The organism is Deinococcus aquiradiocola, from assembly GCF_014646915.1.
Classification (GTDB): Bacteria; Deinococcota; Deinococci; order Deinococcales; family Deinococcaceae; genus Deinococcus; species Deinococcus aquiradiocola.
Map to the genome: position 1 here is coordinate 450,356 of NZ_BMOE01000001.1, position 14,979 is coordinate 465,334.

General features: G+C 71.1%; 14 protein-coding genes and 1 tRNA gene. 5 read left to right on the top strand and 10 right to left on the bottom strand.

The genetic code is table 11. The features are described from left to right. Positions 1-47: 47 nt before the first annotated feature. The 10 genes from IEY33_RS02060 to IEY33_RS02100 form a co-directional block, all read right to left on the bottom strand. A tRNA-Leu gene (locus IEY33_RS02060) sits at positions 48-130 on the bottom strand. A gap of 77 nt (positions 131-207) precedes the next feature. Next, entirely contained in the window at positions 208-1,458 is a 1,251-nt protein-coding gene (purD, locus tag IEY33_RS02065) for a phosphoribosylamine--glycine ligase (RefSeq protein ID WP_188960548.1), read from the bottom strand. Positions 1,459-1,608: 150 nt separating this feature from the next. Next, positions 1,609-2,508: an MBL fold metallo-hydrolase gene (locus tag IEY33_RS02070; RefSeq protein ID WP_188960549.1), complete on the bottom strand. Its 900-nt coding sequence runs from the start codon at positions 2,506-2,508 to the stop codon at positions 1,609-1,611. 99 nt (positions 2,509-2,607) lie between these two features. Continuing rightward, on the bottom strand, positions 2,608-2,781 hold the full coding sequence (locus IEY33_RS02075) for a hypothetical protein (RefSeq protein WP_188960550.1): 174 nt from the start codon (positions 2,779-2,781) through the stop codon (positions 2,608-2,610). A 25-nt stretch (positions 2,782-2,806) separates the two neighbouring features. Then, positions 2,807-3,148: an RNHCP domain-containing protein gene (locus IEY33_RS19170; RefSeq protein WP_229670680.1), complete on the bottom strand. Its 342-nt coding sequence runs from the start codon at positions 3,146-3,148 to the stop codon at positions 2,807-2,809. Further along, a complete protein-coding gene (locus IEY33_RS19175; RefSeq protein ID WP_229670681.1) occupies positions 3,145-3,546 on the bottom strand; it encodes a hypothetical protein in 402 nt (133 codons plus the stop codon). The genes IEY33_RS19170 and IEY33_RS19175 overlap by 4 nt, the downstream gene beginning before the upstream one ends. 93 nt (positions 3,547-3,639) lie before the next feature. Continuing rightward, positions 3,640-4,740 carry a polyamine ABC transporter substrate-binding protein gene (locus IEY33_RS02085; RefSeq protein WP_229670682.1) on the bottom strand — a complete coding sequence of 367 codons (1,101 nt, stop codon included), beginning with the start codon at positions 4,738-4,740 and terminating at the stop codon, positions 3,640-3,642. Beyond that, positions 4,730-5,527 carry an ABC transporter permease gene (locus IEY33_RS02090; RefSeq protein ID WP_188960551.1) on the bottom strand — a complete coding sequence of 266 codons (798 nt, stop codon included), beginning with the start codon at positions 5,525-5,527 and terminating at the stop codon, positions 4,730-4,732. Before IEY33_RS02090 ends, IEY33_RS02085 begins: the two co-directional genes overlap by 11 nt. After that, positions 5,527-6,354 carry an ABC transporter permease gene (locus tag IEY33_RS02095; RefSeq protein WP_229670683.1) on the bottom strand — a complete coding sequence of 276 codons (828 nt, stop codon included), beginning with the start codon at positions 6,352-6,354 and terminating at the stop codon, positions 5,527-5,529. The genes IEY33_RS02090 and IEY33_RS02095 overlap by 1 nt, the downstream gene beginning before the upstream one ends. A 30-nt stretch (positions 6,355-6,384) precedes the next feature. Beyond that, positions 6,385-7,461: an ABC transporter ATP-binding protein gene (locus IEY33_RS02100; RefSeq protein WP_229670684.1), complete on the bottom strand. Its 1,077-nt coding sequence runs from the start codon at positions 7,459-7,461 to the stop codon at positions 6,385-6,387. Between the two features lie 213 nt (positions 7,462-7,674). Between IEY33_RS02100 and IEY33_RS02105 the strand changes: the two genes are divergently transcribed. The 5 genes from IEY33_RS02105 to IEY33_RS02125 all read left to right on the top strand — a co-directional run bounded on the left by IEY33_RS02105 (position 7,675) and on the right by IEY33_RS02125 (position 14,964). Further along, on the top strand, positions 7,675-8,829 hold the full coding sequence (locus IEY33_RS02105; RefSeq protein ID WP_188960552.1) for an acyl-CoA dehydrogenase family protein: 1,155 nt from the start codon (positions 7,675-7,677) through the stop codon (positions 8,827-8,829). A gap of 360 nt (positions 8,830-9,189) precedes the next feature. Next, the gene (gene metH, locus IEY33_RS02110) at positions 9,190-12,930 is read left to right on the top strand and encodes a methionine synthase (protein WP_188960553.1); all 3,741 of its coding nucleotides are present in this window, start codon (positions 9,190-9,192) and stop codon (positions 12,928-12,930) included. A 159-nt stretch (positions 12,931-13,089) separates the two neighbouring features. Then, on the top strand, positions 13,090-13,860 hold the full coding sequence (locus tag IEY33_RS02115) for a methylenetetrahydrofolate reductase (RefSeq protein WP_188960554.1): 771 nt from the start codon (positions 13,090-13,092) through the stop codon (positions 13,858-13,860). Positions 13,861-14,002: 142 nt separating this feature from the next. Then, positions 14,003-14,653, top strand: a complete 651-nt coding sequence (locus IEY33_RS02120; RefSeq protein WP_188960555.1) for a hypothetical protein — start codon at positions 14,003-14,005, stop codon at positions 14,651-14,653. Between the two features lie 68 nt (positions 14,654-14,721). After that, positions 14,722-14,964 (top strand): KH domain-containing protein, encoded by a 243-nt coding sequence (locus tag IEY33_RS02125; protein ID WP_188960556.1) that lies wholly within the window; start codon positions 14,722-14,724, stop codon positions 14,962-14,964. Positions 14,965-14,979: the final 15 nt, after the last annotated feature.

Here is a 14,979-nt window from a genome sequence, read left to right on the forward strand (position 1 = left end):
GTGACCGCACTTCTTTCCAGGCGGATCGGCGCGCCCCTGGTTGCTTCTGGTGCCGAAGGCGGGACTCGAACCCGCACGATTTCTCGCTCGATTTTGAGTCGAGTGCGTCTACCAATTCCACCACTCCGGCACAGCACGCACGCAACCGAAATTGCACGCACCCGGCATGCTAGCAGCGCGGGCCGGGACGGTCAACGCCGCTCGCCTTCAGGCTTCCGGTGTCAGCCCGATCCGGCCGCCGATGTCGCGGCGGAACTGCGCGCCCTCGAAGCCCACGCGCTCCACCAGCCGGTACGCGCGTCCCAGCGCCAGCGCCAGGGTGTCCGCGCTCGCCTGCACCGCCAGCACGCGCCCGCCCGCCGACACCAGCTGCTCCCCCTGCAGGGCCGTGCCCGCCTGATAGATGCGCTCGCCCTCCCCCGCCACCGGCAGCGTGAGCGGCACGCCGCGCTGCGGCTCGCCCGGGTAGCCGGGCGCGGCCAGGATCACCACGGCACTCGCGCCTGCCGCGAACGTCACCATGCCGGGGTCCAGCCTGCCCTGCGCACACGCGAGTGTGATCTCGCCCAGGTCGCCCGTCAGGAGCGGCAGCACCGCCTCGGCTTCCGGGTCCCCGAACCTCGCGTTGAACTCCACCACCTTCGGCCCGTCCGGCGTCAGCATCAGGCCCGCGTACAGCACGCCCACGAACGGCAGGCCCTCCGCCGCCATGCCCGCCATCACCAGGTCCAGAATGCCGGACTGCACCGACGTGCGGTCCGCGTCCGTCAGCGGGAACGGGCAGATGACGCCCATGCCGCCCGTCATGGGGCCGGTGTCGCCCTCGTGAATGGTCTTGTGGTCCTGGCTGGGCAGCATCTGCACGGCCCGCACCCCGTCCGCGAAGGCGAGGACGCTCACCTCCTGCCCCGTCATGAACTCCTCGATCACGGCCGCCGCGCCGTCCTGCGAGAAGATCGCCGTGAGCGCCTCCCGCGCCTCGTCGTGCGCGTGACAGATGGTGACGCCCTTCCCGGCCCGCAGGCCCGCGTCCTTCACCACGACCGGCAACGGCTGCTCCAGCGCGTACGCGAGCGCGCCCGGCAGGTCCTCGAAACTGCGGTACCGCGCGGTGGGAATCCCGTGCCGTGCCATAAACGCCTTGCTCCACGCCTTGTCGCCCTCCAGACGCGACGCGTCCCGGCTCGGCCCGAACGCCGGGACGCCCGCCGCCTGCAGCGCGTCCACCACGCCCTCCGCGAGCGGACCCTCCGGCCCCACGACCACCAGGTCCACGCCCTCCCCCACCGCAAGCGCGGCGACGGCCGCCGGGTCCTGCGCGCCCGGCACGCACCGCGCCAGGGCCGCGATGCCGGGGTTGCCGGGCGTGCACACCACGCCGGTCACGGACGACGAGCGCGTCAGGGCGTCCACGATGGCGTGCTCGCGCCCACCGCCGCCCACCACGAGCACCTTCACAGCGCGCCCCCGGCACGGTGGGCAGGCACGGACGACACGGGACGGACGGGCAGGATGCTGGACCTCATGCCCGGCATGATAGAGAGTCGCCCCGCCCCGCGCGGGCCACGGGCGAGGAACGGGGCGACAATTGTCTACCCAGCGGGCAGGTCAGGCGCGGCCGCGGGCCGCCGCGCGCGTCCAGTACCGCGCGAGGCCCTGCACGCTCATCCAGGGCGGGCACGCGAGCGCGTACCGGGACGGCAGGTCCGGCCCCTCCAGCACGAGCGCCTCACCGAGCGCCTCCGTGTACCGCTCCGTGATCCGGGCGAGGTCCGCACCCGCCTCCAGTTCCTGCCGCACGAGGTCCGCGTCGAACGCCATGTTGCGCTCCAGCGCGTCCCAGTGCGCCGCCTCGTGCCGGTGACTGCCGAAATGCGTCAGGTGCAGCGTCTGCGCGTCCACGTCCCGCAGGAGCGCGATGCTGGCCTGCCACGCGGGCAGGTCGATGTCCGGCGGCGGGGTCGGCGGGCGCGGCGACTGCCGACGGTCCAGGCGAATGCCGCCCACGTCCCCCACGAACAGGTCCGGCCCCACGTGGTACGCGAGGTGATGCACGGCATGCCCCGGCGTGTACAGCGGCCGCACCTCGACCCGACCGGGCGTGAGCGTCTCGCCGCCGTCCAGCACCGTGAGCTGCGCGGCCGGGACGGGCCGCATCTCGCCCCACAGCGTGTCCATCTGGTCGCCGTAGATCTGCGCGGCGCTCGCCATGAGCCGCTCCGGCGCCTGCAGGTGCGCCGCGCCGCGCGCGTGCACGTACACCCGCAGGTCCGGCACGCGCGCCGCGAGCGTACCCGCCGCGCCCGCATGATCCAGGTGAATGTGCGTGAGCAGCAGGTGCCGCACGTCCTCCAGCCGCGCACCGAACCGTTCCAGGCCCGCTTCCAGTGCGGGCAGCGAACTCGACGGTCCGCAGTCCACGACGGCCAGCCCGTCGCCCGTGTCGAAAACGGACGACGCGATGATGCCTGAGGCGCCCTGGAACTCCAGATCAATGAGTTGAGGCATGCCCTGGAGTCTAACGGTCGAAAGACCCGCCATGCACGTCAGGTCCGGCACGACAGCACGCGCCTCAGGCCGTGAACGCGCGTCAGCGGAAAGGGCGGGTCAGGCCTTGCCGAGCAGGCGGGCGACAGCGAGCACGACGGCCGCGAGGTACTGCACGGCCGCCACGAGCCGCAGGCTCGCCACGTTCGGGGCGCGGCGCAGCGGGCCGTACGTGAGGTACAGCACGAAAGAGGCGGAGCACAGGATCAGGATGACAAAGAGCCAGAGGGCCATAGGGCGTCAGGATAGCAGGGCCGCGTCAGCGGGAGCGTTCGCGGCTGGACACGGCCAGCAGCGCGTCGTAACTGTCCGGCTGGGCGGGATCGTCGAGCGCGGCCTTGTTGCGGCCCTCGTAGCCGCAGGTGGCGCAGCGGTGCAGGATCATCCAGCCTTTCTTCGGGTGGCTCTCCACGCCCACCGGGACCATCAGGCCGCCGCAGTCGGCGGCGCGGTCGCCGGGGAACACGTCGAGGTGCACGCTGTGCAGGCACGCGGGGCAGTGGTTGCGGACCGAGCCGTTCAGGAGGGGCTGCACGTCCAGGCCGCAGTGGCCGCACACGAAGGCGGAGTTCGTGCCCTGCTTGACGAAGCGGCGCGTCACGCGCGCCCCGGCCGGGAGCGCTGCGCTTCCAGGAACGCCTTGATGGGCGCGTGAGCGTACAGGGCGAGGCCGCAGATGGCGAAGGCGAGGCCCGCGAGGAGCAGCATCAGGGTCTGCACGGAGATGCCCGCCAGGGGGCTGAGGAGCATCAGGGCGAGCCCGCCGAGGACCGTGATGGCGAGCGTCACGAACAGCGCGACGCGCGAGCCCCGGTACACCTGCCACAGCACGAACGCGGTGACGGCGAACCCCGCGAGCTGCACGCCCGCCTGTGCCACATCGCCGCGCACCCAGCGGGCCACGACGGGAGCGGCGCTCAGCACGAAGATCACGCCCAGACTCAGGCGCGCCTGCATGCGGCCCAGGGCGAGGGAGGGGTCGGGGGACGGCTGTCTCATGCCTGCAGGATAGTGCTCCCCGGCCCGGCGGAAAGGGACGCCCGGCCCCCTGTGAGGGACCGGGCATGCCGGGTGTGGCCGGTGGTGGGGGCGTCAGCGGCTCTTGAGTTCGGACCAGATGCGGTCGAAGAGGCGCGGCGGGCGGCCGGGCGGGAGTTCCTCGATGAATTCCACCCGGCCGCTCTTCAGGTCCGCCTGCGAGGGGTTGAAGGCCTTGTTGTCGCGCAGCAGGGGGTCGAGGAAGGGCCTGGCGGCGGCGTTCGGGTTGCCGTAGTACGTGTAGTTGCTGATGGCGGCACTGACCCTGGGCGTGAGGACGGTGTCGATGAAGTCGCGTGCCAGGGCGGGGTTCGGGGCGCCCTGCAGCAGCACGAGGTTGTCGGTGCTGATGGTGGTGCCCTCGCGCGGGAGGAACACCTTGAGGCTGGCGTTCTCGGCCGCGCCCTGCAGCAGGTCCCCGACGTAGATCTGCCCGAGGTCGATGTCGCCCGCGAGCAGGCGGTTGCGGGTGCCGGGGCCGCCGTCGAAGCCGAGGAAGCCGCGTTTGGCGACGACGGTGCGGAGCAGGTTGCGGGCCGCGCGGAGTTCGGGGACGCGGGTGCTGTTGACGCTGAACCCCAGGTACTTGAGGGCCGCGCCGATCACCTCGCGCGGGTCGTCGAGCAGCACGAACTTCACGGTGTCGCTCGTGCCGAAGATCAGGTCCCAGCTCTCGCGGGGCGGGGTGTAGCGCGCGGCGTTGTAGGCGAGGCCGGTCGCGGCGTACTGGTACGGGACGGTGTAGGTGTTATGCGGGTCGTAGCCGGGGTTCTGGAAGCCGGGGGCGACGTTGTGGAAGTTTTTGAGGGTCTGGACGTTCATCTTCTGGAGCTGTCCGGCCCGGACCATCGTTTGTATAAAATAGTTGCTGGGCGTGGCGAGGTCGTACGCCGTGCCGCCCCCCTGCAACTTCGCCAGCATCGCCTCGTTCGACTCGAAGGTATCGATCACCACCCGCACGCCCCGCGCCTTCTCGAAGTCCTTCACGACCTGCGGATCGATGTAGTCCGACCACATGAAGATCCGCAGCGTCTTCCCGTCCCCGCGCGCCACCGGCACCGCCCCGGCCCCCGACTGTACCGGCTCGGCCCGCTGACAGGCGAGCAGCAGCGCGGGCAGCAGCAGCGCCCCCAGCACGGCACGCTCAGCCCTCACGCGCGCCCCCCCGGCGACCCACCGCGTTCGCCACCACGATCAGCAGGACCGTGAACGCGATCAGCAGCGTGCTGAGCGCATTGATGTCCGGCGTCACGCCGCGCTTCACGCTCGTGTACACCAGCACCGGCAGGGTATGGAACCCCGACCCGCTCGTGAAGTACGTGACCACGAAATCGTCCAGCGACAGCGTGAACGCCAGCAGCGCCCCCGACAGCACGCCCGGCAGCGCCAGCGGCAACGTCACGTGCAGGAACGCCCGCAGCCCGCTCGCGCCCAGGTCACGGGCCGCCTCCTCCAGCTCCGGCCCGTACCCCGCCAGCCGCGACCGCACCACCAGCCCCACGTAACTCACCTGGAAGGTCACGTGCGCCAGCAGCACCGTGAAGAGCCCGCCCTGAAACGGCAGCACGTGCCGCACCAGCGCGTAGAACATCAGGAGAGACACGCCCATCACGACGTCCGGAATCACGATGGGCGTCACCAGCAGGAACGTCAGCGCCGTCCGGCCACGGAACGTGTACCGCCACAGGCCCAGGCCCAGCAGCGTGCCCAGCACCACGCTCAGGGCGGTGGACGACACCGCCACCAGCAGCGTGTTCGTCACGGCCTCGCGCACGTCGGAGCGGCCGAACAGCACCGCGTACCAGTGGGTCGTGAAGCCCGACCACGTCGCCCCGAACTTCGAGGCGTTGAAACTGAACAGCACCAGCACCAGGATCGGCAGGTACATGAACGCGTACACCAGCCACGCGTACCCCGCCAGCAGGGGATGAACGCGCCGCATCAGACGAGGTCCTCCAGGCCACGCTGGCCCGCCAGGCGCGCGTACACCCACAGGCCCAGCAGCACCACGCCCAGCAGCAGGAAACTGAGCGCCGAACCGTACGCCCAGTCGCCCGACTGCCCGAACTGGTTCTGCACGAGGTTCCCGACCAGGGCCGCCTTCGCGCCGCCCAGGATGTCCGACACCACGAAGGTCCCCAGCGCCGGCACGAAGGTCAGGATGACGCCCGCCACGAGGCCCGGCAGCGTCTGCGGGAACACCGCCACCCAGAAGGCCCGCCACGGGGTCGCGCCCAGGTCGGCGGCCGCCTCCACCAGCGTCCAGTTGACCTTCTCGACGCTCGAGTACACCGGCAGCACGAAGAACGGCAGGTACGCGTACGTCATGCCCAGGAACACCGCCAGCGTCGAAGGGAACAGCCCGAAGGGTCGCAGGATGATGATCCACGCGTAGATGCGGATCAGGAAGTTCGTCCAGAAGGGAATGATGAGCAGCAGCAGCAGCAGGTTCTTGCGCCGCGCCGACTGGAACGAGATGTAGAACGCGAGCGGATACCCGAGCGCCACGCACAGCAGCGTGCTGAGGCCCGCCACCCACACGCTGCGCCACAGCACGAGCAGGTTGTCCGGCACGAACTCCTCGAAGAGCGCGTCGTACCCGAACACCCGCTGCCAGTTCTCGGCGGTGAGCGGCAGGCCCACCTGACCGAAATCCGTGCGCGTCAGGAACGAGTACCCCAGCACGATCAGCAGCGGCAGCACCAGGAACACGATCAGCCACACCGTGCCCGGCCCCAGCGTCGCCAGGAAGCGCCGCACCGTCAGCACGCGCGCCCCCCGAGGGCCAGCTGTGCGCCCTCAGTCATCGAGGACCACCAGGCTTTCCGGCGGGAGGTACAGGGCGACCTCCTCGTCGTAGTCGAAGTCCTCGTCCGCGCCGATGTCGGCGTTCAGCTGGAACGCGATCAGCGACTGCCCTGAGGCCTGCAGCAGGTACTGGTTCTCCGCGCCGGTGTACACGATGTCGTCCACGCGGGCGCGCACCTCGTTGCCTTCGGTCTCGTCGTCGCGCTCCATCCGGAGCTTCTCGGGGCGGATGCTGAGCCGCACCTCCTGCCCCGGCGTGAGGCGAGACCCGTCGCCGCGCGTCACGTAGCGCGTGCGGAGCGGGCCGTGCGCCGTGCGGATCACGGCCGACGCATCCCCCACCTCCTGCACCGTGCCGGGAATGAGGTTGCTGCTGCCCAGGAAGTTCGCGACGAAGGCCGTGCGAGGCCGCTCGTACAGGTCCTCGGCCCGGCCGAGCTGCTCGACGCGCCCACGGTTCATGACCGCGATCCGGTCCGACATCACGAGCGCCTCCTCCTGATCGTGCGTCACGAAGATGAACGTGATGCCGAGCGTCTCCTGCAGGTTGCTGAGTTCCACCTGCAGTTCCTTGCGGAGCTTCAGGTCGAGGGCCGAGAGCGGCTCGTCGAGCAGCAGCACTTCCGGCTCGTTCACGATGGCGCGCGCGAGTGCCACGCGCTGCCGCTGCCCGCCCGACAGCTGCTCCGGGCGGCGTTTCGCGAAGTCCTGAATGCGGACCGTTTCCAGCGCGCGCGCCACCCGTTCGCGCTGCTGCGCGGCAGGCACGCCCTTCATGCGCAGGCCGAACGCGACGTTGTCCTGCACGTTCAGGTGCGGGAACAGCGCGTAACTCTGGAAGACGGTGTTCACGGGCCGCAGGTGCGGCGGAATGCCGGTCATGTCGCGCCCGCCGATGATGACGCTGCCCGCGTCCGCCTGCTCGAAGCCCGCCAGGATGCGCAGCAGGGTCGTCTTGCCGCAGCCGGACGGGCCGAGCAGGCTGAAGAACTCACCCTTGCGGATGTCGAGGTCCACGTCGTCGAGCACCTGCACGGGGCCGTGCCCGCCCGAGAAGCTCTTGTACACGTCCACGACGCTGACGGCCGCGTCGGCGCTCAGGGCGCGTGGGCGTTTGCCCTTGAAGGTCGGGGCGGTTATGGCGCGGTCCTCCGCTCGGAAATCGCAACGAAACTCATGCCCTGAGTGTAGCCCGCCCGCCCAGCAGCACGGCGTGCGCGACGGTCAGGGAGGGTCAGTGCGCCTACAGGCGCGCCGCGCGCCCTCCGGTAGACTGCCCCGGTGACTGCTCTCCCCTCCTCCAGAGTCGCCCAGCTTCAGGACCTGACCGCTCCGCTCGCCCGCGTGTTCCGCGAGGAAGCGCAGGCTGCCGACCGGCAGGAAACGCTGTCCGTGCGGGGCGTGCAGGCACTCAGGGACAGCGGGTACGCGGCGCTCACGGTGCCCGCGTCCCTGGGCGGCCTGGGCGCGACCCTGCACGAGTTCGCGCTCGCGCAGGAGGACCTGGGGCGCGCGGACGCGTCGCTGGCGCTCGTGGCCGCCATGAACGCACACCTGCTCGGCAGTGCAGGCGAGGCGGGCACGTGGCCGCCGGAGGTGTACGCGCGCGTCGCGCGGGCCAGCGTGACGCGCGGCGCGCTCAGCAACTCGCTGGCGAGCGAACCGGACCTCGGCAGCCCGTCCCGGGGGGGCCTGCCGCGCACCACGGCGCGGCGCGTGCCGGGCGGCTGGGTCCTGAACGGCCTGAAGACGTGGTCGACCGGGTCGCGCGCCCTGGACTTCATGGTGGTGACGGCCGACGCGGGCGGCGAGGTGTGGAGGTTCGTGGTGGAGGCGGGCAGCCTGGGCGTGGAGGTGCGCGACACGTGGCGGGACGCGCTAACGCTGCGCGGAAGCGGCTCGCACGACGTGGCGTTCCGGGACGTGTTCGTGCCGGACGACCTGAGCGTGCCGCCCACGCGTCCGGGAGCGGACATGCAGGCGTGCAGCAGCGCGTGGTTCTGGACGGCGGTCGCCGCGACGTACCTGGGGGTGGGGCAGGCGGCCCTGGACGCCTTCGCCGGGTACGCGCACGCGCGGGTCCCGACGGCGCTCGGCGCGCCCATCAGCACCCTGCCGAAGGTGCAGCAGGCGGCCGGACAGATGGCGCTCGACCTGCTCGCCGCGCGCGCCGCCCTGCACGCCGCCGCGCTCGCATGGTCGGAGCGCGGCCCGCACGCGGACCTGCTGCCGCAGCTCGCGGGCGCGAAACTGCTGTGCACGAACGCCGCCGTGAGCGTCACGGACCTCGCGCTGCGCGCGGCGGGCGGCGCGTCCCTCACGGCGGACCTGCCGCTGGAGCGCCTGTTCCGCGACGCGCGGGCCGGGATCACGCACCCGCCCGCCGACGACCAGACGCTCACGCTGCTCGGACAGCAGGCGCTGCACCCGGCCTGATCCGGTGTTGATCCGATTCCAGGGAGGCCGGGAACAGCAAAGGCCTCCCTTCCACCTCCTCAAAACCGGACTTGTTGGTGCCCTTGTCGCTCGGCTGAACTCCAAAAGTTCAGCTCAACACCGTATGAGGTCACTGCGCGGCGGGAATTGTTCAGGCATTCGGGAGTCGCGCGGTCCGGGAACGGTACAATACTTGAGATCACCCCCGGCACCGTCCGGGGCAGGCACGTTCACCGGCCCCCATCGCGGCACGGTGACAGATCCACCCTCCGGGCGTCAACGATGACCTCTCGGCACGGCAGGGACCGGCCTGCGGCAACGGCCACCGCCCACTTCCCGCCGCGGACCACTGAGGCACACATGCACACAGACACGCCAAGAGACATCCGCGCGGACGCGCAGGACCGCATCCTGATCCTGGACGGCGCGTGGGGCACCATGATCCAGCGCCGCGAACTGACCGAGGCCGACTACCGCCGCGCCGACTTCGACGCGGACCGGCAGTTCAAGGGGAACCATGACCTGCTGAACGTCACGCGGCCCGACATCGTGACGGACATCCACCGCCTGTACTTCGAGGCGGGCGCCGACATCACCAAGACGAACACCTTCTCCAGCACCACCATCGCGCAGGCGGACTACGGGCTGGAGGGACTGGTGCGTGAACTGAACGTGGAGGGCGCGCGGCTCGCGCGGGCCGTGGCGGACGAGTTCGAGGCGCGCGACGGGCGGGCGCGGTACGTGGCGGGATCGGTCGGGCCGACGAACCGCACGGCGACCCTCTCGCCGGACGTGGAACGCCCCGAGTTCCGCAACGTCACGTACGACGAGCTGAACGCCGCGTACCAGGCGCAGGTGGAGGCGCTGCTGGACGGCGGCGCGGACCTGATCCTGATCGAGACGGTGTTCGACACCCTGAACGCCAAGGCGGCCCTGTTCGCGGTGGACGAGGTGGCGAGGCGGCGCGGGCGGCCCGTGCCGATCATGCTGTCCGGCACCATCACGGACGCGTCGGGCCGCACCCTGAGCGGGCAGACGCCCGCCGCGTTCGCGATCAGCACCGAGCACGCGCCGCTGCTGTCGCTGGGCCTGAACTGCGCACTGGGCGCCGAGCACCTGCGCCCGCACCTGCGGGAGATCGCGGCGAACACCCCGCACCTCGTGAGCGTGCACCCGAACGCGGGCCTCCCGAACGCCTTCGGGGAGTACGACGAGACGCCCGAGCAGACGTCCGGCGTGCTGCGCGAGTTCGCGCAGGAGGGCCTGCTGAACATCGTGGGCGGCTGCTGCGGCACCACGCCGGACCACATCCGGGCCATCCGGGACGCGGTGGACGGCCTGCCGCCCCGCAGCCCTGCGGTTCTGCCCGTCACGCTGCGCCTGAGCGGCCTGGAGCCGTTCGTGGTGACGCCCCGGCAGGACGGCACGGCGAACTTCATCAACGTCGGCGAGCGCAACAACGTGACGGGCAGCCCGAAGTTCAGCCGGGCGATCCTGGCGGGCGACTACGACACCGGCCTGAAGATCGCGCGGCAGCAGGTGGAGAACGGCGCGCAGATCATCGACATCAACTTCGACGAGGGCATGCTGGACGGCGAGGCCGCCATGGTGAAGTTCCTGAACCTGCTGGCGGGCGAGCCGGACATCAGCCGCGTGCCGGTCATGCTGGACTCCAGCAAGTGGGAGATCCTGGAGGCGGGCCTGAAGCGCGTGCAGGGCAAGGCCGTCGTGAACAGCATCTCGCTCAAGGACGGCGAGGAGAAGTTCCTGGAGCGCGCCGCGCTGCTGCGCCGCTACGGGGCGGCGGCCGTCGTGATGGCCTTCGACGAGCGCGGGCAGGCGGACACGCTGGAGCGGCGCCAGGAGATCACGTCCCGCGCGTACCGCCTGCTGACGGAACAGGTGCAGTTCCCGCCGCAGGACATCATCTTCGACCCGAACGTGCTGACCGTCGCGACCGGCCTGCCGGAACACGACCGGTACGCGCTGGACTTCATCGAGGCGACCCGCTGGATCAAGGCGAACCTGCCGGGCGCGCTCGTGTCGGGCGGCGTCAGCAACGTGTCGTTCAGCTTCCGCGGCAACAACCACGTGCGCGAGGCGATGCACAGCGTGTTCCTGTACCACGCGGTGCAGGCGGGCCTGGACATGGGCATCGTGAACGCCGGGATGCTCGCCGTGTACGAGGACATCGACCCGGAACTGCGCGAGGCGGTGGAGGACGTGATCCTCGCGCGGCCCACGCGGGGCGACCTGAGCGCCACGGAGCGACTGATCGAACTGGCCGAGAGTTACCGGGGCGTGAAGCGCGAGGCGAGCGCCGTGAACGCCTGGCGTGAGGGGAGCGTGCACGAGCGGCTGAAGCACGCGCTCATCGCGGGCATCACGGACTTCGTGGAGGCGGACGCCGAGGAGGCGTACCGGTCGCTCGGCAGTCCGCTCGCCGTGATCGAGGGGCCGCTGATGGACGGCATGAACGTCGTCGGGGACCTGTTCGGGGCGGGCAAGATGTTCCTGCCGCAGGTCGTCAAGAGCGCGCGCGTCATGAAGCGCGCCGTGGCGGTCCTCACGCCGTACCTGGAGGCGCAGAAGGTCGGGAGCAGCGGCAAGGGCCGCGTGCTGATGGCGACCGTGAAGGGCGACGTGCACGACATCGGCAAGAACATCGTGGGCGTGGTCCTCGCCTGCAACGGGTACGAGGTCACGGACCTGGGCGTCATGGTGAGCACCGAACGCATCCTCGACACGGCCCGCGAGATCGGCGCGGACGTGATCGGCCTGAGTGGCCTGATCACGCCGAGCCTCGACGAGATGGTGAACGTCGCGCGCGAGATGACGCGCCGGGGCCTGACCACGCCGCTCCTGATCGGCGGGGCGACCACCAGCCGCGCGCACACGGCCGTGAAGATCGACCCGGCGTACCCGGGCGCGGTCGTGCACGTGCTGGACGCGAGCCGCGCGGTGGGCGTCGTGAACGACCTGCTCACGCAGCCCGGCGAGACGCGGGACCGGACCCGGCGCGAGTACGACGCGCTGCGCGAACGGCACGCGGAACGCACCGTGCGCCTCGTGACGCTGGAGGAGGCGCGCGCCCGCGCCCCGAAACTGCCGGACGCGCCCGCCCCCGCGCCGCGCGCGCCGGGCCGCACGGTCGTCCGGCAGAGCGTCGCGGACCTCGTGCCGTTCATCGACTGGACGCCGTTCTTCATCGCGTGGGAACTGCCGGGCGTGTACCCGCGCATCCTGACGGACCCCGTCAAGGGCACGCAGGCGCGCGCCCTGTGGGACGACGCGCAGGCCCTGCTGGACCGCATCGTGCGCGAGGACCTGTTCACGGCCACCGGCGTGATCGGCCTGTACCCCGCCCGCCGGGACGCGGACGACATCGTGCTGCACGTGGACGGCCGGGACGGGCCGGACGGGGGGTCGCGCGAAGCGGTCGGTCTGGAACTGCAGGGAGCGGATCACGGCGGCGTGGTGCGGCTGCACACGCTGAGGCAGCAGCGGGACCAGGCGACGCCCAACGCGGCGCTCGCGGACTTCGTGAGTGCCGGTCCCGGCGACCACGCGGGCCTGTTCGCGGTCGCCATTCACGGCGCGGAGGCCCTGAGTGCGGCGTTCGAGGCGCAGCACGACGATTACAGCAGCATCATGGTGAAGGCCCTCGCGGACCGGCTCGCGGAGGCGTTCGCGGAGAAGCTGCATCAGGACGTGCGTCGCGAGCACTGGGGGTACGCGCCGGACGAGGCGCTGGACACGGACGCCCTGATCCGCGAGAAGTACCGCGGCATCCGGCCCGCGCCCGGCTACCCCGCCCAGCCGGACCACACCGAGAAACGCACGCTGTTCGAGGTGCTGGCCCTGCACGAGGTCGGGATGGCCCTCACGGAGAGCTGCGCCATGACGCCTGCCGCGGCCGTGTCCGGCGTGTACCTCGCTCATCCGGACGCGCGCTACATGGCGCTCGGCCGGATCGGGCAGGATCAGGTGGAGGACTACGCGCGCCGCAAGGGCTGGACGCGCGCCGAGACGGAACGCTGGCTCGCCCCGAACCTCGCGTACGACCCCGCCCCGGCCGTCCTGCCCGTCAGCGCCGACTGACGCCCACCGCCGCCGGACCGTCACGCGACCCTTCGCGCGGCCCGGTCAGGCGGCCCCTGCCCGTACCCGCCCCTACCTGTACCCGCTCCTTCCCGGCGGTCCGATCTGCCGCACCGTTCCGGCTCGGCCGCCGCCCCGTTCAAGGACGTTCCCTTCACCATGACCGACACCAGCCTGCCCGCCGCGTCCCGCATCGCCGTCGAACTCGTCCCGCGCAGCCGCAGCGCCCTGAATGCCGAACTGGAGGCCGTGCGCGCCCTGGGTGGCGTGCAGACCGTGAACATTCCGGACCTGCTGCGGTACTCCATGCGCAGCTGGCAGGGGTGCGCGGTGGCGCGCGAGCACTTCGCTCACCCCATCCCGCACATCCGAGCGATCGACATCGATCCCCGGCGGCCGCTGCCCATGGCGGACGCCATCGACGCGGCGGGCCTGACCGAGGTGCTCGTGATCGAGGGCGACCCGCCCGCCGACATGGGGCACCGCACGTACCCCGTCACGAGCCTGGAGATCATCCGGAAGTTCCGGCGCGAGATGCCGCACGTGACGGTCTGGGCGGGCCTCGACCCGTACCGGCAGAGCTTCGCGCGGGAACGCGACTACGCCGAGGCGAAACTGGAGGCGGGCGCGGTGGGGCTGTTCACGCAGCCGTTCTTCGACGTGCGGATGCTGGAGGTGTGGAGCGAGCTGCTGCCGGACGCTCAGGTGTTCTGGGGCGCGACGAGCGTCACGAGCGAGAGCAGCCTGAGCTACTGGCAGAACCGCAACAAGGCCGTGTTCCCGAAGGGCTTTCAGCCGACGCTGGACTGGAACCGGCAGTTCGCGCGGGAGCTGCTGGCCTTCGCGCGCGCGACGGGCAGTCACGCGTACTTCATGCCGGTCCGGGTGAGCGTGGAGTCGTACCTGAGCGGGGTGCTGACGGGCGAGTGACGGGTGGACGGGGTTCTGCCCTGCCTGGAGGGTCCGCGTGAGGGCTCTGCGTCTGTACGGAACCGGCGTTGTATAAAATACCTGCGCGGGCGCGGGGCGGCGGTCCTGGCCCTGACGTGCCCGCACGTACTACACTGGCCTGATGACCAAAGGCAGAAAACCTTCCAGCAAGTCGGCGCGGCCCGCATCCAAGTCGGCGGCCGCCGCCGACGCGGCCGGCGCCCGCGTCCAGGGACAGGGCTCGCGCTCGAAGGCCGACGGCAAACTGCACATCCGTCCCGGCAGCGTCCGCAAACCCAAGACCGACAACCGCCCCGCGCCCGCCAGCCGCCGCGCCCCCACCGAACAGCCCGGCGAGGCCGAACAGGCCCCCGCCCGCACCGGCGCGCGCCGCCCCAACCCGCCGCGCCAGCGCGGCCCGCAGCTCGACACGCCCGCCCCCGGCGCCACCTTCCGCGACCGGGACGGCAAGGTCCACACCTTCCCCGACAGCGCCCTGAAACGCATCGCCGCCAAAATCCTGACCGACAAGGGCAAGAAGTGGCGCTACCGTCCCTTCAGCTTCCCGATCTACTCGCCGAGCGGCAACGAGCAGGAATTCCACTTCGACTTCTACGTGTACGACAACATGGACAGCGTCATGAAACTGATCCTGCTCATGCCGCGCGAGTCGCGCGACGTGTGGGACCGCGTGGGACGCTTCAAGCAGCAGTACCCCATGTACCACTACGAACTGTGGACGCCCGACCACATCGCGCGCCTGCAGGGCCCGCGCGGCTCGCTCGGCTGGTAGGTGCGGCGCGTGAGCGGCCCGCACGCCCACCGGGTGCGGGCCGCTCACCGTTTGCTATAGTGCGCCTCATGCCGACAGACCCCGCCGACCTCACCCTGTTCCTGGCCCAGAGCATCGTGGAGCAGCCCGCCGCGGTGCGGGTCTCCCGGCGCGGCCCCAACGTCATGGTCAAGGTCTCCCCCGGCGAGGAAGGCCGCCTGATCGGCCGTCAGGGGCGCGTCATCCAGGCCATGCGCACCCTCGTCCGCGCCGTGTGCGACCCCCAGGAACGCCTGAACGTCGATCTCGACGCCCCCAAGAAGGAACGATAACCCTCTGAACATCCT

Bases quoted from the DNA above. Each gene is read 5' to 3' on its own strand.
- IEY33_RS02070 (WP_188960549.1), bottom strand. From the start codon at position 2,508: ATGCCTCAACTCATTGATCTGGAGTTCCAGGGCGCCTCAGGCATCATC.
- IEY33_RS02075 (WP_188960550.1), bottom strand. From the start codon at position 2,781: ATGGCCCTCTGGCTCTTTGTCATCCTGATCCTGTGCTCCGCCTCTTTC.
- IEY33_RS19175 (WP_229670681.1), bottom strand. From the start codon at position 3,546: ATGAGACAGCCGTCCCCCGACCCCTCCCTCGCCCTGGGCCGCATGCAG.
- IEY33_RS02090 (WP_188960551.1), bottom strand. From the start codon at position 5,527: ATGCGGCGCGTTCATCCCCTGCTGGCGGGGTACGCGTGGCTGGTGTAC.
- metH (WP_188960553.1), top strand. From the start codon at position 9,190: ATGCACACAGACACGCCAAGAGACATCCGCGCGGACGCGCAGGACCGC.
- IEY33_RS02115 (WP_188960554.1), top strand. From the start codon at position 13,090: ATGACCGACACCAGCCTGCCCGCCGCGTCCCGCATCGCCGTCGAACTC.
- IEY33_RS02120 (WP_188960555.1), top strand. From the start codon at position 14,003: ATGACCAAAGGCAGAAAACCTTCCAGCAAGTCGGCGCGGCCCGCATCC.
- IEY33_RS02125 (WP_188960556.1), top strand. From the start codon at position 14,722: ATGCCGACAGACCCCGCCGACCTCACCCTGTTCCTGGCCCAGAGCATC.